At 62.7% G+C, this 18,850-nt stretch carries 17 protein-coding genes; 9 read left to right on the top strand and 8 right to left on the bottom strand.

Annotated elements, in window-relative coordinates; genetic code table 11:
• The first annotated feature begins 257 nt into the window (after positions 1-257).
• Positions 258-470 (top strand): hypothetical protein, encoded by a 213-nt coding sequence (locus PQR67_RS28460; protein WP_408466171.1) that lies wholly within the window; start codon positions 258-260, stop codon positions 468-470.
• Positions 471-724: 254 nt separating this feature from the next.
• On the top strand, positions 725-964 hold the full coding sequence (locus PQR67_RS28455) for a hypothetical protein (protein ID WP_408466170.1): 240 nt from the start codon (positions 725-727) through the stop codon (positions 962-964).
• On the opposite strand, the gene PQR67_RS28450 is transcribed toward PQR67_RS28455, so the two are convergent.
• Positions 961-2,208, bottom strand: coding sequence for an arsenic transporter (locus PQR67_RS28450; RefSeq protein ID WP_408466169.1), 1,248 nt, complete (start codon positions 2,206-2,208; stop codon positions 961-963). The two genes, PQR67_RS28455 and PQR67_RS28450, sit on opposite strands and share 4 nt — an antisense overlap.
• A 315-nt stretch (positions 2,209-2,523) precedes the next feature.
• On the opposite strand from PQR67_RS28450, the gene PQR67_RS28445 reads away from it, so the two are divergent.
• The 5 genes from PQR67_RS28445 (at position 2,524) to PQR67_RS28425 (ending at position 6,418) form a co-directional block, all read left to right on the top strand.
• Complete coding sequence (locus PQR67_RS28445) at positions 2,524-3,078, top strand: cytochrome b (RefSeq protein ID WP_408466168.1); 555 nt, start codon at positions 2,524-2,526, stop codon at positions 3,076-3,078.
• Positions 3,079-3,200: 122 nt separating this feature from the next.
• The gene (locus tag PQR67_RS28440) at positions 3,201-3,764 is read left to right on the top strand and encodes a YceI family protein (protein ID WP_408466167.1); all 564 of its coding nucleotides are present in this window, start codon (positions 3,201-3,203) and stop codon (positions 3,762-3,764) included.
• A gap of 48 nt (positions 3,765-3,812) precedes the next feature.
• Complete coding sequence (locus tag PQR67_RS28435; protein WP_408466166.1) at positions 3,813-4,391, top strand: YceI family protein; 579 nt, start codon at positions 3,813-3,815, stop codon at positions 4,389-4,391.
• A gap of 477 nt (positions 4,392-4,868) precedes the next feature.
• Complete coding sequence (locus PQR67_RS28430) at positions 4,869-5,486, top strand: hypothetical protein (protein WP_408466200.1); 618 nt, start codon at positions 4,869-4,871, stop codon at positions 5,484-5,486.
• A 206-nt stretch (positions 5,487-5,692) separates the two neighbouring features.
• A complete protein-coding gene (locus PQR67_RS28425) occupies positions 5,693-6,418 on the top strand; it encodes a DeoR/GlpR family DNA-binding transcription regulator (protein WP_408466165.1) in 726 nt (241 codons plus the stop codon).
• 60 nt (positions 6,419-6,478) lie between these two features.
• Here PQR67_RS28425 and PQR67_RS28420 read toward each other — a convergent pair whose 3' ends face one another.
• The 7 genes from PQR67_RS28420 to deoC all read right to left on the bottom strand — a co-directional run bounded on the left by PQR67_RS28420 (position 6,479) and on the right by deoC (position 15,933).
• Entirely contained in the window at positions 6,479-7,537 is a 1,059-nt protein-coding gene (locus PQR67_RS28420) for an ABC transporter permease (protein WP_408466164.1), read from the bottom strand.
• Between the two features lie 14 nt (positions 7,538-7,551).
• Positions 7,552-9,105 (bottom strand): sugar ABC transporter ATP-binding protein, encoded by a 1,554-nt coding sequence (locus PQR67_RS28415; protein WP_408466163.1) that lies wholly within the window; start codon positions 9,103-9,105, stop codon positions 7,552-7,554.
• A 103-nt stretch (positions 9,106-9,208) separates the two neighbouring features.
• The gene (locus PQR67_RS28410; protein WP_408466162.1) at positions 9,209-10,213 is read right to left on the bottom strand and encodes an autoinducer 2 ABC transporter substrate-binding protein; all 1,005 of its coding nucleotides are present in this window, start codon (positions 10,211-10,213) and stop codon (positions 9,209-9,211) included.
• A 110-nt stretch (positions 10,214-10,323) separates the two neighbouring features.
• Entirely contained in the window at positions 10,324-11,391 is a 1,068-nt protein-coding gene (locus tag PQR67_RS28405; RefSeq protein ID WP_408466161.1) for an ABC transporter permease, read from the bottom strand.
• A 32-nt stretch (positions 11,392-11,423) separates the two neighbouring features.
• The gene (gene rbsK, locus PQR67_RS28400) at positions 11,424-12,398 is read right to left on the bottom strand and encodes a ribokinase (protein WP_408466160.1); all 975 of its coding nucleotides are present in this window, start codon (positions 12,396-12,398) and stop codon (positions 11,424-11,426) included.
• A 105-nt stretch (positions 12,399-12,503) separates the two neighbouring features.
• Entirely contained in the window at positions 12,504-14,906 is a 2,403-nt protein-coding gene (locus PQR67_RS28395; protein WP_408466159.1) for an aldehyde dehydrogenase family protein, read from the bottom strand.
• A 16-nt stretch (positions 14,907-14,922) separates the two neighbouring features.
• Positions 14,923-15,933 carry a deoxyribose-phosphate aldolase gene (gene deoC, locus PQR67_RS28390; RefSeq protein ID WP_408466158.1) on the bottom strand — a complete coding sequence of 337 codons (1,011 nt, stop codon included), beginning with the start codon at positions 15,931-15,933 and terminating at the stop codon, positions 14,923-14,925.
• Between the two features lie 254 nt (positions 15,934-16,187).
• Here deoC and PQR67_RS28385 point away from each other — a divergent pair, with 254 nt between their 5' ends.
• Positions 16,188-17,822, top strand: coding sequence for a sugar ABC transporter ATP-binding protein (locus tag PQR67_RS28385; RefSeq protein WP_408466157.1), 1,635 nt, complete (start codon positions 16,188-16,190; stop codon positions 17,820-17,822).
• Positions 17,819-18,820: an ABC transporter permease gene (locus PQR67_RS28380; protein ID WP_408466156.1), complete on the top strand. Its 1,002-nt coding sequence runs from the start codon at positions 17,819-17,821 to the stop codon at positions 18,818-18,820. Before PQR67_RS28385 ends, PQR67_RS28380 begins: the two co-directional genes overlap by 4 nt.
• The last annotated feature ends 30 nt before the right edge of the window (positions 18,821-18,850 follow it).

Here is an 18,850-nt window from a genome sequence, read left to right as displayed (position 1 = left end):
CGCTTCGTGCACCGGCAGGCCTATCTCCTCGCCCACTTTCGCGCGACATGAAACGAAATAAGTTCGCGCTGCCGTTTCGAACGCCATTTGCGTATCTTTCGTCTGCCGGCGCCACACCCATCTTAAGCGCCTCAATGACCTCAAGGACCTCAAGCACGTCAGCGGTTCCGGCGGGTTCTCAAGCAATCCGAATCAGTCTCGTTGCTGGCTGACCGGAAGACGCGCCTGTGCCGTTCAAAATGCCTCAGGAGTATCAAGTGAGTATTCGTCTCGTCTGCGCCTCTACCTTCACCGCCATCGGTCTCGCCTGCTGGTCCACGGTGTTCGCCCGGGTGATCGTCGCCCTCCCCGCTACCGTGGTCTACGCACCGCCGCCACGCCCCGTCTATTACTACGGCTACACGCCGGTCAAACCAGTCTATGTGGTGGCGCCTCCGCCCGCTCCCGTTCCCGTGGCTGGCGCGAAATAAATCATGCAGAAGATTTGCCTCTTCCGAAGGCCGCCCTAACCGGACGGCGTCAACCCGTCAGACAAATACAGGCGTTTGAAAGCTCGATGTCAACTCAACATGGCGGCGTGCGGTACGGCGCTTGCTACTTACTTGTACGGCCATCAGGCGTGTCCATTGGTTAGACCGTTAGACCGTCAGACCTGTCTGTCCGGCAGCCGCCCTCCCGTCCGCGCCGTTCCGTTGCCCATTCATCTCTTCTTCAGGAACGATAGATGAGCTTTCAACAGATAGACAAAGAGATTGCCCATCTCGAACTCGTATTCGGGCAGATTTCCGCCAACGATCGCATTCCTTTGTCGTATTGGCGCCAGCGCTTGGTCTCGCTTCCTCAAACATCGCTGATGCCCTCACAGCGCGCACGCCTCGCGCGGCTCGACGTCGTGCTGCGCGCACTCGAACAGTCCGTGCGAACGCTGGTGGCCAAGCCACCCTTGCGTCCTACCGGGACCTAGATCAGGATCCGCGCGGCAAGCGCCAGCGCAAGGGCCGGCAGCATCACCACGATCCCCACTTTCAGGAACGTCATGAAGCTCACGTCCTCGCCCTCGCGGCGAATGGCGTTGAGCCAGAGGATGGTTGCAAGCGAGCCCGTGATCGACAGGTTCGGCCCCAGATCGACGCCAATCAGGAGCGCGTCGATCACCCGCTCCGGACTATGCGCCTGCATCACGGTCGAACTGGCGATCAGGCCCGCCGGCAAATTGTTCATCAGATTGCTGCCGATCGCGATGATGCCGCCCGCCCAGCCGGCGGTCGCGAACTCACTGTGCTGTGTCGCGTCTCGCAGCAGATTGACGAGCGTCTTGATGACGCCGGTTTGATCGAGCATTTCGACCAGCACGAACAAGGCGGCGACCAGCGGCAGCACGCTCCACGATATTTCCTGGATCATCGGCAGCGGTGATTTGCGCTCCTGGATCAGCACGACCGCGGCGGTTAGCGCACCGAGTATCGCGGTAGGCAGGCCGAGCGGGACATCGAAGGCGGAAACCGTCAGCAGCACGGCCGCCGTCACCGCAATACCCGCCAGCGCAACGCGCCCGCTCGACGACAGCACGAGCGGTTCGAGATCGGTCTCGCAGGTGCCGGCGAGCGCATCGCGCTGGGTCCAGCGCAACAGTGCATAGGTCGCGACAATCGACAGCAGCGAAGGCAGCGTGAAGCGCATCAGCCACGCACCGAGCGCGGGTGTGTGATTGCCGTAAAGCACGATATTGGCCGGGTTCGAAATCGGCAGCACGAAACTCGCGGCATTCGCGATGAATGCGCAGATGAAGAGCAAGGGCAACGGATCCGTCTTCGCTTTCCTGGCGGCGGCAAATACCGCCGGCGTGAGCACAACCGCGGTGGCGTCATTGGAAAGAAAAGCCGTGATGACCACACCGACCAGATAGACCAGCAAAAAGAGCTTTCGCGGCGAACCTTTGGCGTGGTTGACCGCGAACACGGCGACCCAGTCGAACAGGCCTTCGCGACGCCCGACTTCCGATAGCAGCATCATGCCGAACAGGAAGAGGTAGACGTCGGTGCCTTTGCCGACCGCCTCGATGGCCAGATCGACGGGAAGCAGGCCCAGCGATACGAGTAATAACGCGCCGGCGACGGCCCACACAGCCTCCGGCCATTTGAACGGACGGGTGATGACGCCCGCCGTGGCGGCGATGGCGATACCCCAGGATAGAAAGACGGAATTCACTGGCCAGGTCCTGATTCTGATTTCTGATTTCTGATTGCGCTCGAGCGCGGTAATGGAACTCGCTAATGGAGCGCAGCATAACCCATGACCACAGTGCGGCCGGGACCGGGGCGCAAGTGGCGTGCCACGCCATTCAGGCGGTCATGTGCATTTCTTCCCTCCCCATTAACGTCACGGCTGGAACAATCTGTTCTCTTCCGCCCGTCTATTCAGTTTTCATTGGCATCCCTACTATCCGCATTCACACGCGACATACCGCACGCGGTAAGCATCACGCGCATCACGAATAGCGAGCATGAATCCATGAAACCCCGCATGAAACCCCGTCCTTCAGACGTCGAGCATTACAGCGGCCCAGCCATCGCCTTGCACTGGCTGATTGCATTGCTGATCACCTGCGGGTTCTATATCGGCTGGATCATGACCGATATCCCCGGCTTTACGCCCACCAAGCTGAAGTACTTCTCGTGGCACAAGTGGATCGGCGTGACCGTCTTCGCGCTGGGCGTGGCCCGCGTGCTGTGGCGCGCCACTCACCGCGCGCCGGCGCTGGATAGCGCTACACCCACGTGGCAGAAGGCGGCAGCCCATCTCGTGCATGGCGTGCTCTACGTACTGATGCTGGCCATTCCGCTGTCCGGCTACTTCTATAGCTCCGCCGCGGGCATTCAGGTGGTGTACCTCGGCATCGTGCCGCTGCCCACCCTCATCGGCCCTGATCAGGCGCTCAAGGCAAGCCTGCGCACAGTCCACGTACTGCTCAACTACACGTTACTGACGCTCGTTGTCATGCATGTACTCGCGGCGCTCAAGCATCAATTTGTCGACCGCGACGGATTGCTGGCGCGGATGATTCCGTTCCTCAAATGAGTCATTGGCGGGTCACGGACGGGTCACAGGCGAGTCACAGGCGATTCGCTACAGCCCGTTGGCAATTTAATTCCCAGCAGCGTGCAATCGGCGCGCGCGGGTTCGATAGGATGCGTACCACTATGAAATCAAGCTTTTATCACTCCATTCTGGCCGGCGCCGCCGCCCTCTCGTTCTTCGGTGCGGGCCTCGCGCACGCCGATGTCGACACGAGCAAAAGCAGCGTCGTCGCCACGACCAAGCAGATGAACGTGCCGGTGGACGGCAAGTTCAAGAAGTTTTCGGCGCAGCTGAATTTCGATCCGGCCAAGCCGACCGCCGGCAGCGCCAACGTATCGATCGACACTGGCAGCTATGACCTCGGCGCGGACGATTACAACAAGCAGGCCCAAGGCAAGGAATGGTTCGATAGCGCAACCTATCCGGTCGCCACATTCGTCTCGAGTGCGATCGCGCCGGCCGGCGGCAATCAGTACAAGATCACCGGCAAGCTCACCATCAAAGGCAAATCGCAAACCGTCGTGGTGCCCGTCACGATCGCCAGCCAGGGCAACGCCCAGACCTTCGACGGCGCCTTGCCGATCAAACGCTCGCAGTTCGATGTCGGTACGGGCGAATGGAAAGACACGTCGGTTGTCGCCGACGAAGTCGTCATCAAATTTCACATCGTCGCTTCGAAGAAGTAACGGAATACACCCAAGCGTCGCAACACTTTCTGAAACCTGGAGAATCACTTGAAGAAACAACTTTTGCTCGCCGCGGGCGCGCTGGCCGCCGCTATGTCGTTCAACGCCATGGCCGCCGATACGTATCAGCTTGATCCCATGCACACCTACCCGAGCTTCGAAACCGACCACTTCGGCGGCCTGTCGATCTGGCGCGGCAAGTTCAAGAAGAGCAGCGGCACCGTGGTGCTGGATCGCGCGGCGAAGACCGGCACGGTGGACGTGACGATCGACATGAGCTCGATCGACATCGGTAACGACAAGCTCGACTCGGAACTGGTCACGGAGAAGTTCTTCGACGCCGCAAAGTATCCGAGCGCGACCTACAAGGGTACGCAGATCCGTTTCGACGGCGACAAGCCGGTGGAAGTGATCGGCACGCTGACCATGCACGGCGTCACCAAGCCGGTCAACCTGAAGATCGAATCGTTCAAGTGCATCATGAACCCGATGCTCAAGCGCGAAGTGTGCGGCACCGAATCGACTGCAACGTTCAATCGCGACGATTTCGGCGTCGACTTCGGCAAGACCTATGGCTTCAAGATGCAGACCACGCTGCATATTCAGGCTGAAGGCATCAAGCAGTAATCGCAAGCTCCGCGCAGTCTGCGTTAAGCGGCTGCGGCACCGGGTGGAGAACCCGCCACGTTGCCGCAGCCCGCTCCCCACACCAGGCTCTGTCTCCACTCGGCCGCCCGCGAGACAATGGTGGTCGTCCACGCTTTCCGCTTCACTTTCCGCTTTGCTCCTCGCCTGCGCATTCGACATCACCGCCGCGCCGACAGTCGATTCGTCCGAACAATTCCCGCGACTCGCCGAATAGCCCTTTAAAACAGCACTCGTCTGATCAATAGGCCGATTTCCGTCACCTGTTTGTCACGCGTGACAGGTCATTTCTTCCCGTTTCATCGCGCGCGAAAACTTGAGCGCGATGAGTTGCCATAACTCCCCGCTTTTCGCCGGTTTGAACCGCACGGTTAAACCTTAAAGTCGCCAGCACGGAATTAACCCCTTGTTGGAGACTCTGCGGTGAATCAGGTGAAAAGAGCGGCTCTGGTCGCGGCGATGGCGATGATGATGGCGAGTGCCACGCATGCGCAGGAAGTCTATGTACACGGCGGCACACTCGGCGCAGGGATTGGCGCCGCGCTGCCGTTGAACTCGTGGGCCGGCGTGCATGCGGAATTCGAAGGTCTCGGTTTCTCGCATTCGGTCAACGTCAGCGGGAACGATTACGACGGCCATCTCAAGCTGCTGCAAGGCGGCTTGTATCTCGATCTGTTCCCGTTTGCGTCGAGCGGTTTTCGCGTGACGGCCGGCGCGCTGATCAACGACGACGAACTGACGGCCCACGCAACACCGAACGCGCAAGGCAACTACAAGATCGGCAACGACTTCGTACCGGCCGTAGGCGCCGCGCCTTCAGTCACCGCCACCATGCCGCGCGTGATGCCTTACCTGGGTATCGGTTACGGCCACAAACCGGTTTCGAAAGGTTTTGGTCTGACGCTCGATCTCGGCGTGGCCTATGGCCGCCCACATACTTCGTACAGCGTGCCGCAAATCTATTCGGCCTTTACGACGCAAGCGAACATCGATCAGGAAGAACAGAACCTCAGCAACAAGCTGGAGCGCTACAAGCTGTATCCGGTGGTGCAGATTGGTGTGAGCTACCGGTTCTGACCCGGCACGCCGCCTGATTCGCCGGTAACGCGCCTTTAGCCCATCGGGCTAAAGGCTTTTTTCCGTTCCCGATTCGAGCGAGTCTTCACATTCGACGCACAAACAGGCTCGCCGCGCAGACGACCTCTTGTTATAATTCTCCCACCAACGCGAACAAAACATAACGCGCCTCTACACTGCGCCTCACACTGCGCGACAGGACCTCCATGCTGAAACCCGATCGCCTCCGCGCCCTCGCCGATGCGCTGGCCAAGCAGAGCGTCATGCGCCTGCGCGACGCCGCCAGCCTGCTGGACGTATCGGAGATGACTGTCCGGCGCGATATCGCAGGCAGTCCGGAACGATTCACGTATCTCGGCGGCTACATCGTCAGCGCGACTGACGTACCCAACACCGCCGGCTATTCGCTCGAAGAAGAGAAGGACCATTTCGCCCAGGCCAAGGCGGAAGCATCCGCGATCGCGGCAAAGCTCGTCGTCGACCACGAAACGATCTTCATCGATTGCGGCACGACGCTCACCACGCTTGCGCGCCTGATTCCGCTCGAGCGTCACGTCACCGTGGTCTGCTATTCGCTGAACGTGGCGGAGATTCTGCGGCGCAAGCCGAATGTGCGGATGATCCTGTTGGGCGGCGTCTACGTGCCGTCTTCCGATTCATTTTCGGGCGAAGAGAGCCTGGAGATGCTGCGCCGCATGGGCATCAACAAAGCGTTTATTTCCGCGGGCGGTGTCGATAACGCACGCGGCGTAACGTGCTGGAATTTTCACGAAGTCGCGCTCAAGCAGGCGGCCATGGCGAGCGCCGTCGAACGGCATCTGGTTGTGGACCAGAGCAAGTTCGGAGTCGTCAAGGCGGTACGCTTCTCGCAAGTCGACGACTTCGATTCCATCATCACCGAAAAAGGCCAGGAGCTTCGCAAGCGCAAATAAATGCGCGAGCGCCGCCCGGCATCGCGCCATCGAGCGGCCAGCGTAGCCGCCCTTCAGTTTTCAGCTTTTGCGCTGCAAGGCAAACAGCGTCCCGGCGATCAGAATGAACGCGCCGATAATCACCTTCTGCCAGGTACTCGGCACGCCAACCAGAATCAGCACGCTGTTGATCAGCGTGACCAGCACCACACCAAGCAACGTGCCGGCCACCGTACCCGTGCCGCCCGTAATGCGCGCGCCGCCCAGGATCACCGCGGCGATCACATCGAGTTCCGAGCCCACCAGATCGAACGGATTCGCGAGCCGGTTGTTCGATACATGCAGAATGCCCGCAATACCGGCAAGCATGCCGGTATAACCGAACACGAACAGATGGATCGCGCGCAGGTTGTAGCCGAGCCGCTCGGCGATCGCGAGGCTGCCGCCCATTGCATAGACACCGCGCCCCATCATGGTCCGGTTCAGCAGCCACCACGTCACACCGGCGGCCGCTACTAGCGCCAGCACAGAAATCGGCAACACGGCGCGCAGGCCTTCGCTGGTGTGATAGAAAAACAGCGGAATCCGGCCAAAATGATCCATGCTGTGCGGAATGTTCATGAAGAACGTCGTGCCGATGAACGTCAACAGCAGGCCGCGATACAGGTACTGCGTGCCGATCGTGACGATCAGCGAAGGCGCCTTCAAACGATGCACCAGCAGGCCGTTGATGAGACCGAGCAACACACCGCCCAGCGCGCCGGTGATCAGAATCAGCGCGAACGGCGCGTCCGGCCACCATGCGAACACCGCCTTCGTGATGCCGTACATCGTCAGCGCGGCGATGGCCGTGAATGAGACGTCGATACCGCCGGACGCGAGCACGACGAGCGTGCCCAGCGCGAAAAGCGACATCGTGGTGGCGGAATGCAGCAGATCGAATAGCGTCGCGAGTTGAAAGAAGCGCGGATTGATCGCGCCGACAATCACGCACGTCGCCGCGATCAAGGCGACGGTGAACCATTCGGGGTTGCGCGAGAGCCTGGCCCGCAAGGTGGGCGGCTTGACCTCGGGGGCGACTTCAACAACGCTCGGGGTGGTCATGGTCTGGTTCATGTGCGAGGGGATCCGCGAGTTCATGGGTATCGGGCTCCTTATGCCGCTTCTGAAAGCAGCGCGCGATACAGGTCGCCTTCGCTCAGCGTGTCGGCCTGATACTGGCTCGCCACACGTCCCTTCTTCATCATCAGGATACGGTCGCAGTTCTGCAGCAGCTCGGGCAGGTCGTCGCTGATCAGAATGATGCCAATGCCGCGTTGCGACAGGCGCTGCATGATGCGGTAGATGATGTCCTTCGATCCGACGTCGACGCCGACCGTCGGCCCATGCAGAATCAGCACGCGCGGATCGATCGCCAGCCAGCGGCCGATCAGCACGCGCTGCTGATTACCGCCCGAGAGCGACTGCACGGGTTTGTCGACCCCGGGCGTCGCGATCTGCAAATCCTTCACCGTCTGTTCCGCGAGTGCCTGCGCACGCGCGCGGTCGATCTGGCCAAACCGGTCTCTCAGGCTGGAGATCATGGCGGTGATCACGTTGTCGCGGATCGGTTTGTCGAGAAACAGCCCTTCGTTCAGGCGGTCTTCCGGCACGTAGCCAATGCGATGATGTTTCGCGTCCGAAGGCGTACGCAATGAAATCGCCTTACCGTCGAGCATTATCTGACCCGATTGCGCCGGGGCAACGCCCGCGAGTGCGCGTGCAAGTTCGTTGCGCCCCGAATCGAGCAGACCGGTGATGCCGAGAATCTCGCCGCCATGCAGCGTGAACGATACGTCGCTGAATTGGCCCGCGCGCGTGAAGCCGCGCACGTCGAGCACGACCTCCTGGCTAAACGCGCCTTCACGATAGCGTTCGTTCGACAGGTGGCGCCCCGTCATCAGTTCGCTGATCTGCGCTTTGGTGAATTGCGCGATCGGTCCCTGCGCCATTTTCTGACCGTCGCGCAGCACGATGACCTCGCCGCCGATGGCGTAACACTCGTCGAGCTTGTGGCTCACGAACAGCACCGTGACGCCTTGCGCACGCAGATTCGCGAGCACGGCGATCAGATTGTCGACTTCCTTTTGGGTAAGCGACGTGGTGGGCTCGTCCATGATGACGAACTTCGCCTCGCTGGCAATCGCGCGCGCAATCGCAACGAGCTGACGCGTGGCGAGCGGCAATTGCTCGATCAGGGTCGCCTGAAACTCAGCGTCGCCGGGCAGGCCCACCGCTTCCAGCGCGCGGGCCGCCGTGCGCGCGAGCGCGCGCCGGTCGAAGGTCCGCGCGAGCCGGCCTTCGTGCGTGGCCAGCTCGGCGGTGAGCGCGACGTTTTCCGCCACGTTCATGTTGGGCAGCAGCGAAAGATCCTGATAGACGGTCTCGATTCCCGCAGCCAGCGATTCCAGTGCGGAGAGCCGCGCATGCCGAACGCCTTCGATCACGAGCTCGCCTTCGTCGGGCGGCTGCGCACCGGAGATGATCTTGATGAGCGTGCTCTTGCCGCAGCCGTTCTCGCCGAGCAGGTGATAAATCTGACCGCGCTCGAACGACAGGCTCACCCCGCGCAACGCGTGCACGCCGGTGAAACGCTTGTGCACGCCGACAACCTGAAGAAACGGTTGTGAGGTACCGGACTGCTGCGGTGACGATACGTCTTGATTCATGATGGCGAGTCGCAAGTTAAGGTGTGCCCATGCGGGCACGCCTTGAAGGAAGCCCCCCCAAAGGGGGACGCCGTGACACATGAAGCAAAAGACTCAAGCCCGATCAGAACGGATACTGCTTGTAGTTCGATTTGTCGACGTTCACCCAGCCCTGGCCGCGCACGATAATCCCCTTGCCCGGCCCCTTGGCGACGGTGACTTTCGTGTAGCCCGGAATGCCGAGATCGGCGCCGTTCTCGACCGTCTTGCCATCGATCAGCATCTGCGCGACCTTATTCATTGCGATACCCGCAAGCTTGGGGTCCCAGAATGCGATGCCGTTGATCGCGCCGCTCTCGAGGAACTTGCCCGCTTCAGTCGGCAGGCCCGTGCCGTATACGCAGATCTTGCCCTGCATGCCAGCTTCTTCGACCGCACGGCCAATGCCGATCACGTCGAGCGAGGACGAGCCCTGGAAGCCCTTCAGGTCGGGATGCTTGCGCAGCACTTCCTTCGCGACTTCATAGGCGCGCTCGCCGTCGTTATTGGTTTCGAGTTTCGGTTCGACCAGATCCATCTTCGGATATTTGGCCTTGGCGTTGCCGATCCCGCCGTCGGCCCATTGCACCTGCGAGCGGCTGCCTAACGAACCGACCAGCGCCACCCACTTGCCGTCGTCGTGCATGCACGAGGCGAGACGCTCGTTCAGGCCGGCGCCGTAGGCGGTGTTGTCGAATGCTTCGATGTCGACCATCGTATTCTTCGCATTGTCGGCTTCATGCGTCACCACCTTGATACCGCGATCCATCGCCTTTTTCAGCGCGGGTTCGAGCGTCGGCGGATCGTAGGGCACCACGGCAATCGCGGTGACCTTCTTGGCGATCAGGTCTTCAATGATCTTCAGTTGCTGTGCCGCGTCCGCGCGGCCGGGACCGGTCTGATACGCGGTCACGCCCGGGTTGTCTTTCGCGAACTGCTTGACGCCGTCGTCCATCCGGTTGAACCAGTTGATACCGGTCACCTTGACGACCGTGACGATCGTCTCGTTGGTTGCCGCGTGCGCAGCGGCAATCACGCCCACCGTAAGAGCGCCTGCTGCGAGCGCAGCACCCAGTCGAGTCAATTTCATGCGATGTCTCCTTTATGGTTCGATGTCGCCCCGCTTCACCGTCACGGACAGCCAGGGCCCGTTGTCCGTCGCTACTGAAATCGTGTTGCGCGCGCGTCTGTTCCTGCGCGCTAACTTTTCGGCGCCGTGCCGGAACTCGCCGCACTGCTGCCACTGCCACTGCCACCACCACCGCCGCCGAAGCCGAAGATCGCGCGCACCCGCTCGCCGCCCGCGAACGCGAGCGACAGCAGCAACAGAAAACCCCATGCGCAATCGCCGAAAAACTGCGACACGCCCAGCAGGTTGAACAGACTCGAGAGAAACTGCAGCACGGTTGCCGCAAAAAACACGCAGATGATGCGGCCGTGACCACCGGCCGGATTCACGCCGCCCATCACCGCGATCAGAATGGCGATCAGCAGATAGGAGTTGCCGTAATCCCATTTCGCGCTGGACGTATGCGTCGCGCTGATCAGACCGGCGAGCGACGCCAGCACGCCGCACATCGCATAGGTCGTAATCAGCATCCGCGCGCGCGGAATGCCGGCATAGAACGCGGCTTTGGGATTGGTGCCCATCAGATAGAGGCGCAGGCCGAACGGGCTGCGTTTGAGCAACCACCCCAACACGATCACCGCGGCGATAAAGATGCAGAACGCGATCGGCACCTGAAACACGGTGCCGTTACCGATATTCGACAACGGGTCGACATAGTCGACGTGCACCGAAGCGCCATTGCTGAGCACCACCGCAAAACCCGTGAAGAGCAGTTGGGTGCCGAGCGTGCAGAGAATCGGCGTGAGCCGCAGGCGCGCGATCACCACGCCATTCAGAAGTCCGCCGAGCAGTCCCGTCACCACGACGATCACGCAGAAGAGCGCCGTGTAGAGCGCCGGCGAGTCGTCACCGCTCACGAAGCGCGGCACGACCAGCGCGGCGACCATCCCGGACAGGTTGGCGAGCCCCACGCCCGACAGGTCGATCCCGCCGTTGCCCGACACCATCGACAGCATGATCCCGAGCGCAAGCAGGCCAAGTTCGGGCAACTGGCCGCCCATCGACTGCAGATTGTCGATATCGACGAATTGCCCGCGCGAGAGCCACGTTGCGGCCAGCACGACGAGTACGTTGACGATCAGCAGAAAATTCAGTTGCCGGTCGCCGAACATTTTTTCAGTGGTAAACGAGGACTTCATGGCGGGCACGATCTCCTTGAGTCTTCGAATAGTCAGGACTGCGGTGAAGAAGCCGGGGACCGCTCGGCCGGCTGATTCAACACGCGATTCACCTCGTCGAGCGTCGGCATGGACGGCGCCGTGCCCGCTCGCGTGACGGAAATGCCCGCCAGCGCACAGCCAAAACGCAGCGCGGCAATCGCATCGTCGCCGCGTGCGAGCGCCGCCGCGAAACCGCCGGTGAAGCCGTCGCCCGCACCGGCGGTCTCCACCACGCGGCCGCAGCGATAGGCCGGCACGAGCACCGATTGGGTTGCCGAGTGCAGCAGCGCGCCGCTTTCCCCCAGCGTGACAATGACCGCGCCGACACCTTTGGCGAGCAGCACGTCGGCGGCGCGGCGCGCGTCGTCGGCATTCGCGATCGGCACACCGGTGAGTGCGGCGGCTTCGGTTTCGTTGGGGGTGATGTAGTCGCACAACGGGAAGATGTCGTCGTCGAGCGGCAACGCAGGCGCCGGATTGAACACGGTGACGACGCCGTGCCGGCGGGCCACCTCAAGGCCGCGGCGCGCCGCCGCGAGCGGCTGCTCGAGTTGTGTGACGAAGACGCGCGCGGTGGCGATGTCGGCTTCGATCGCATCGACGTCGGCTGCATTCATCGTGCCGGCCGCACCGGAGGCGACGATGATCGCGTTCATGCCGGTCGTGTCGTCGACGAAGATATGCGCCGCCCCGGTGGACACGCCCTCGATCACCGACGCGCGTGCCGTAATGCCTTCGGTGGCCCACGTTTTGCGCGCAATCTCGCCAAACGCGTCGTTGCCGATGCGCGTGCAGAACACCACGTCGGCGCCGGCGCGCGCTGCCGCCACCGCCTGATTCGAACCCTTGCCGCCGGGTCCCATCGCGAATGCCGTGCCGGCGATCGTCTCGCCGATCAGGGGCATACGCCCGGCGCGAAACGTCAGATCCGTGACATAGATGCCGAGAATGACGACACGCCCATTTCGTTGCGGCGACGTGTTCATTCGCGCGCCCCCTGAAAAAACCGCAAATCCAGATGCTTCAGCACGTTGTCTCCTCCATTTTCTGGTTGGCGTGCAATTGGTTCCGACACCCGGCGGGTCTGCCGGTCAGTCTCCGTACGGTATCCAGATGTTCTTCACCTGCACGGCCTGACGCAGAAACGGGCGGCCTTCGCTCGACCGGTCGGACCAGTCGAACGGGTGGCCGTAATCGACGAACGTCCGCTTCAGATTACCGGCCGATTCGCGCTCGACCAGCGTCGAATCCGCCGCATCGCCGAAACACCAGACCGCATCGACGTCATCATGTTTGGCAAGCGCGGGCAACAGCGCGCTACGCTCACCCGTCACGATATTCAGCACGCCGGCCGGCACATCCGAGGTCTCAGCCACCTGATAAAAATCGGTCACGGTGAGCGGGCACGCCACGCTCGGCAACACCACCACCCGGTTGCCCATGGCCAGCGCGGGCGCCACGAGCGAGACAAAGCCGAGCAACGGTGCTTCCTCCGGACAGGCGATGCCGATCACGCCGAGCGGCTCGTGCATCGCCAGCGCGACGCCGCGCAGTGGCGGCGTATGCACGGCGCCGTCGAACTTGTCGGCCCACGCCGCGTAAGTAAACAGACGCGCCACCGCGGCCTCGACTTCAGCATGTGCCGCCGCCTCCGTCGCGCCGTTTCTGATCACCAGTTGCCGCGCGAACTCATCCGCGCGAACGGCCAGGTTCTCCGCAAGATAGAACAGCACCTGGGCGCGGTTATGCGTACTCGCCTGCGACCATTTCTGCGCCGCGCGCGCCGCTTCGACCGCGTTGCGAATGTCCTTGCGATTGCCCTCGCCCACTTCGCCGACCAGAGCGCCATCCGGCGCGTGAACCGGCAACGAATAGCCGCTGTCCGGACGCACCTGCTTGCCGCCGATGAAAAGCTTCGCAGTACGGTCGATCAGTGTGACATTCGACAACGGCTCGCGCTCGCCGGAGCCTGCTGTCGGTTCGATGCGTTCAGCGCGCGTAGCCTGACGGACGGCAAGCTTGAGCCAGGCACGCGGTTTCAGATATTCGTAGATGCCCTCACGACCGCCTTCGCGACCATAGCCCGACTCGCGGTAGCCGCCGAAGCCGACCGCCGCATCGAACAGATTGGTTGCATTGATCCACACGACGCCGCAGGCAAGGCGCGGCGCGACATCGAGCGCCCGGCCGATGGTTTCGCTCCACACGCTCGCGGCGAGTCCGTAGCGCGAGTTATTGGCGAGCGCAATCGCTTCATCCGGCGTGCGAAAGCTCATGGTGACCAGCACCGGTCCGAAGATTTCTTCCTGCGCCAGAATGGAAGCCGGCGCCACGCCGGTGACGAGCGTGGGCGGATAAAAACAGCCGCCGGCGGGCATCGCCGTATCGGGCGACTGCCATACCGCACAGCCTTCGCGGCGGCCGGCTTCCACCAGTGACTGGATGCGCTCGAGCTGCACCGGATCGACGATCGCGCCGATATCGATACTCTTGTCGAGCGACGTGCCGACCCGCAGCGTTTCCATGCGGCGCTTCAGCTTCGCAATAAAGCGCGCTTCGATTCCCTCCTGCACGAGCAGGCGCGAACCCGCGCAACAGACCTGCCCCTGGTTGAACCAGATCGCGTCGACAACGCCCTCGACAGCACCGTCGAGATCCGCGTCGTCGAACACAATGAAGGGCGACTTGCCGCCGAGTTCGAGCGTCAGCGATTTGCCCGAACCCGCCGTGGCCGCGCGAATCAGGCGCCCCACTTCCGTCGACCCCGTGAAGGCGATCTTGTCCACTTGCGGATGCTCGACGAGCGCGGCACCGGTGCGGCCATCGCCCGTCACGACGTTCAGCACGCCTGCCGGCAAACCGGCCCGATGCGCAAGTTCGGCAAACAGCAACGCCGTGAGCGGCGTGTATTCAGCCGGCTTCAACACGACGCAATTGCCCATAGCGATCGCCGGCGCGATCTTCCACGCGAGCATCAGCAGCGGGAAATTCCACGGCACGATCTGGCCGACCACGCCGAGCGGCGCGTAATCGGCGAATTCGCTCTCCTGCAACTGCGCCCACCCCGCGTGATGCAGGAAATGCCGCGCGACCAGCGGCACGTCGATATCGCGCGTTTCGCGGATCGGCTTGCCGTTGTCGAGCGCTTCGAGCACGGCAAACAGGCGACTATGACGCTGCACCATGCGTGCGAGCGCATACAGGTGCCTAGCCCGCCCGGCACCGCCCAACGCGAGCCAGCCCGGCTGCGCGGCGCGCGCGGCGGCCACCGCCGCGTCGACATCGGCCGCGTCGCCCTGGGCGATTGCCGCGAGCCGCTCGCCGGTGGCGGGCGCGTGCGAGACGAAGCGCTCTCCGGCCGCCGGCTCATGCCATGCCCCGCCGATGAAATGCCCGAAGCCCGGCTCATGTTGCGCGAGCCAGGCGCGCGCGGGTTGATCGTCCTCGGGTGCGGGACCGTACTCCATCGATGAAAAATACTCGGCTACGCTCATGGGATCGGTCTTCTGTTCAGGCTACGGGATGACGGTTGAAAGCGGAGTAACGCCCGCTCACGTGATGTTCGAGCTGGCGTTCGATATCGGCCAGCAAGCTCGATGCGCCGATACGGAACAGCTCCGGTTCGAGCCACGGCCGGCCGAGCTCCTCCTTCATGAGGATCTGATAGGACAGCACGGACTTCGCGCCTGACACGCCGCCCGCCGGCTTGAAGCCGATCGGCACGCCGGTGCGCTCCTGGTACTCGCGGATCATGCGCACCATCACCAGCGAGACATCCAGCGTGGCGTTGACGCCTTCCTTGCCGGTCGACGTCTTGATGAAGTCGGCGCCGGCCATCATGCAGACCATCGAGGCGCGCGCCACATTGGAAAGCGTGCGGATGTCGCCGGTCGCCAGAATCGCCTTCAGATGCGCCGGGCCGCAGGCCGCGCGGAACTCGCGCACCTCGTCGTAGAGCGCCTGCCAGTTGCCGGTCAGCACGTATTCACGCGTGACGACAATGTCGATTTCCCGCGCACCGTCCGCGACCGATGCCTCGATCTCTTTCAGTTTCAGCGGATGCGGAATCAGTCCGGCCGGAAATCCCGTGGATACCGCGGCGACCGGAATGCCGCTGCCCTGCAGCGCATCCACCGCCGCCGCAACGAAACGGTGATAAACACAGACCGCGCCCGTGGTGATGCCATGCGGCGCGATACCGAGCGCTTCGAGCAGATCGGCTCGCACGGGTTGGCGCGCCTTGGCGCAAAGGCGGCGCACGCGCCCCTCGGTGTCGTCGCCGTTGAGCGTGGTGAGGTCGATACAGGTGACGGCCTTCAGCAGCCAGGCCGCCTGCGCATCTTTCTTGACGCTGCGGCGCGTTCCGAGCGTGGCCGTGCGCCGCTCGACCGCGGACTGGTTGACCCGCAAGCCGTCCAGCCAGGAGGCGTCGAACGGCAGGCCCGGATTACGAACCGGATGAACGAGCGGGCCGCCGCGCAGCGTAACGACCGAGGAAGAAAGCACAGGGGCTTCAGGCATAAGGCATCCGGAAATTTGACGCGGCGCACCACGGCCGCCGACAAGTTGTTCGCACTTATGCTACAACGATTGATAGAATTATCACAAGCTTTCCGATTCAATCATTACATAATCAGACGTCCAGCCGTACCTCAGGCTACAAATGTTATTGACGCACCATATTCATGATGCGAAGATAACAAAACGGTTTCGGCCATCAGCGCCGTACATACAAAGAGAAAGATTCCGCCGTATCGACGAAGGAGACGTGTCAGATGAGTGAGCCGGTTGCGGTCGCGGCCGCGTCATCGCCTCAGGTTCCATTGATCCGTGTTGCGGGCGTCACCAAACGGTTCGGTGGCGTGCAGGCGCTGCGCGGCGTCAGCCTCGACGTGTTGCCCGGCGAAGTCCACGCGTTGCTCGGCGAAAACGGCGCGGGCAAATCCACGCTGATCAAGATCCTCAGCGGCGTTCATGCCTATGACGACGGCATCATCGAGATTGCCGGCGAAAAAGTGGCATTCGATTCGCCGGCGCGCTCGCGTGAAGCAGGCGTTGCCGTGGTCTACCAGGATCTGAGCCTGGTCGAATCGCTGTCGGTCGGGGCCAATCTGATGCTGGGGCGCGAACCCCGCACCCGCCTCGGCTTCGTGAAAAACCGGCAACTCATGGCCACCGTCCGCGAATTCCTCCACTCGCACGGCATCCCGCTCGACCCGCGCACGCCGGTTGGCGCGTTGCCGTTCGCGTACCGGCAAATGACCGAAATCTGCAAGGCGCTGATGGGCGACGTGCGCGTGCTGATCCTCGACGAACCCACCTCGGCGCTGACGGGCGGCGAAGAGCAGATCCTGTTCGACGCGATTCGCGCGGTCACGGATCGGGGCGTCGGCGTGATCTATGTGACGCATCGTCTGAACGAGGTGTTCCGGATTTCTCAGCGCGTCACCGTGTTTCGTGACGGAGCCAATGCCGGCGTGTTCCAGACCGCCCACACCGATATGAAGCAACTGGTCGCGGCGATCGTCGGCCCCGGTCATGCCGCTTTGCAGGCACGCGAAAGGACGGCTGCCGGCATTGCCGGTGACGAACCCGGCGTCGGCCGGCAAACCCTGGCCACGTTCCATGCCGCCGCCGGACCCATGCTCAAGTTGTCGAACGTCAGCAACGACAGGCTTCGCCACGTCGACCTGTTGATTCGGCGCGGCGAGATTCACGGGCTCGCGGGATTGATCGGCAGCGGGCGCACGGAAATACTGCAGACCATCTTTGGCATTCGCAAGATCGAGGCGGGCGCCATTGTGATCGACGGTCAATCCCGCGCGCGTATGACGCCCGCTGAAGCCATCCGGCTCGGCGTGGCGCTGGTGCCCGAAGATCGCCATCTTGAAGGACTCGTCCTCGATCATTCGATCGAACGCAACCTGACCCTGCCGCGGCTGCCGCGATTCTCCCGGTGGGGCTGGCTGCGCAGCCAGGCGGCCGTCAACCAGGCGAAGCGCTCGATGAAGGAATTGAGCGTCAAGGCCCCCGGCTCGTCGACCGCGGTCAAGTTCCTGTCCGGCGGCAACCAGCAGAAGGTGGTCTTTGCGAAGTGGAATCACCCGCGTCCCAAGATCCTTCTGCTCGACGAACCGACGGTCGGCGTCGACGTCGGCGCACGCGAGGAGATCTACGGCGTGATCCAGGACGCCGCGCGCGCGGGCACCGGCGTGCTCGTCGTTTCCTCGGACCTCGATGAACTGTTGCGCCTGTGCGGCCGGATTTCGATCGTCGTGGACGGCTCGATCGTCAAGACCGTCGAGCGCGCCGACCTCGCCAACGCCGAGGCGCTCCATCACCTGATCCAGTTGTCCCGTTCTTCCATCGAGTCCCCCGCTGGGACGTCTTCCAGGGCGCATTCAACATGAACGATTCTGTCTCGCCGATGACGGCCGAACGGCAGGCATCGCCACCGCGCAAGAGCCGTATGCGGCGCATCGCGCAACTCCTGCTGCAAGGCGACCGGCCCTACGCGCTGTACGGCGCGTTCGCGATCCTGCTGGTGGTGTTCAGCTTCGCCTCGCCCTGGTTTCTCTCCATCGACAACTTCCTGAACATCGGCCGGCAAACCGCGCTCGTGTCGATCGTTGCTGTCGGCATGACTTTCGTGATCATCGCGCGGCAAATCGATCTGTCGGTGGGCTCGACGCTGGCGCTGTCGGGCATGTCCGCGGCGCTCGCCATGGCGTATGTCGGCGACAACTGGATCATCGGCGCGATTGCCGGGATCGGCACCGGCGCGCTTGTCGGCGCGATCAACGGGGTTGTGACCACGCGGTTGAACATCCCGTCGTTCCTGGTGACGCTCGGCACCTTGAGCGCGGCACGCGGACTCGCCCTGATGGTCACGACGACGAGACCCGAGATCATCACCAACGATTCGTTCATCGCGATCTTCGGCGAAGGCGACATTGCCGGTGTGCCGGTGCCGATCATCTGGACCGGGCTGACCGTGATCGCCGGCATCCTGCTGCTTCATTTCAGCGTGTTCGGCCGGCAGATCTATGCAGCCGGCGGCAATCCGACGGCGGCGCTCTACTCCGGGATCAACACGAGACGCGTGACCACGGTCGCCTTCGTGCTCACCGGCATGCTGGCCGGGCTCGCCGCGCTCGTGCTCTCCGCGCGCTCGCATGCGGCACGGCCCGACGTCGTGCAAGGCATGGAGCTCGATGTGATCGCCTCGGTGACGCTCGGCGGCTGCAGTCTGTTCGGCGGCCGCGGCTTCGTGCTCGGCACGCTGCTCGGCAGTCTCATCATCGGCACGCTCAATAACGGGCTGGTCCTGCTCGGCGTCAGTTCATCGCTGCAACTGGTGATCAAGGGGGCCATCATCGTCGCGGCTGTGGCCTTCACCAGGAAATGAGCCATGAAATAAGCCGGCAAGTGGCCCAGC

Origin of the sequence: Paraburkholderia fungorum, assembly GCF_046026025.1 — a bacterium.
Taxonomy (GTDB): Bacteria; Pseudomonadota; Gammaproteobacteria; order Burkholderiales; family Burkholderiaceae; genus Paraburkholderia; species Paraburkholderia fungorum_E.
The sequence above is the reverse complement of the archived record's forward strand: the minus strand, read 5'-3'. Positions and strand labels throughout refer to the sequence as shown.

Bases quoted from the DNA above. Each gene is read 5' to 3' on its own strand.
- PQR67_RS28455 (WP_408466170.1), top strand. From the start codon at position 725: ATGAGCTTTCAACAGATAGACAAAGAGATTGCCCATCTCGAACTCGTA.
- PQR67_RS28445 (WP_408466168.1), top strand. From the start codon at position 2,524: ATGAAACCCCGTCCTTCAGACGTCGAGCATTACAGCGGCCCAGCCATC.
- PQR67_RS28440 (WP_408466167.1), top strand. From the start codon at position 3,201: ATGAAATCAAGCTTTTATCACTCCATTCTGGCCGGCGCCGCCGCCCTC.
- PQR67_RS28430 (WP_408466200.1), top strand. From the start codon at position 4,869: ATGGCGATGATGATGGCGAGTGCCACGCATGCGCAGGAAGTCTATGTA.
- PQR67_RS28425 (WP_408466165.1), top strand. From the start codon at position 5,693: ATGCTGAAACCCGATCGCCTCCGCGCCCTCGCCGATGCGCTGGCCAAG.
- PQR67_RS28420 (WP_408466164.1), bottom strand. From the start codon at position 7,537: ATGAACTCGCGGATCCCCTCGCACATGAACCAGACCATGACCACCCCG.
- PQR67_RS28415 (WP_408466163.1), bottom strand. From the start codon at position 9,105: ATGAATCAAGACGTATCGTCACCGCAGCAGTCCGGTACCTCACAACCG.
- PQR67_RS28410 (WP_408466162.1), bottom strand. From the start codon at position 10,213: ATGAAATTGACTCGACTGGGTGCTGCGCTCGCAGCAGGCGCTCTTACG.
- PQR67_RS28405 (WP_408466161.1), bottom strand. From the start codon at position 11,391: ATGAAGTCCTCGTTTACCACTGAAAAAATGTTCGGCGACCGGCAACTG.
- rbsK (WP_408466160.1), bottom strand. From the start codon at position 12,398: ATGAACACGTCGCCGCAACGAAATGGGCGTGTCGTCATTCTCGGCATC.
- PQR67_RS28395 (WP_408466159.1), bottom strand. From the start codon at position 14,906: ATGAGCGTAGCCGAGTATTTTTCATCGATGGAGTACGGTCCCGCACCC.
- deoC (WP_408466158.1), bottom strand. From the start codon at position 15,933: ATGCCTGAAGCCCCTGTGCTTTCTTCCTCGGTCGTTACGCTGCGCGGC.
- PQR67_RS28385 (WP_408466157.1), top strand. From the start codon at position 16,188: ATGAGTGAGCCGGTTGCGGTCGCGGCCGCGTCATCGCCTCAGGTTCCA.
- PQR67_RS28380 (WP_408466156.1), top strand. From the start codon at position 17,819: ATGAACGATTCTGTCTCGCCGATGACGGCCGAACGGCAGGCATCGCCA.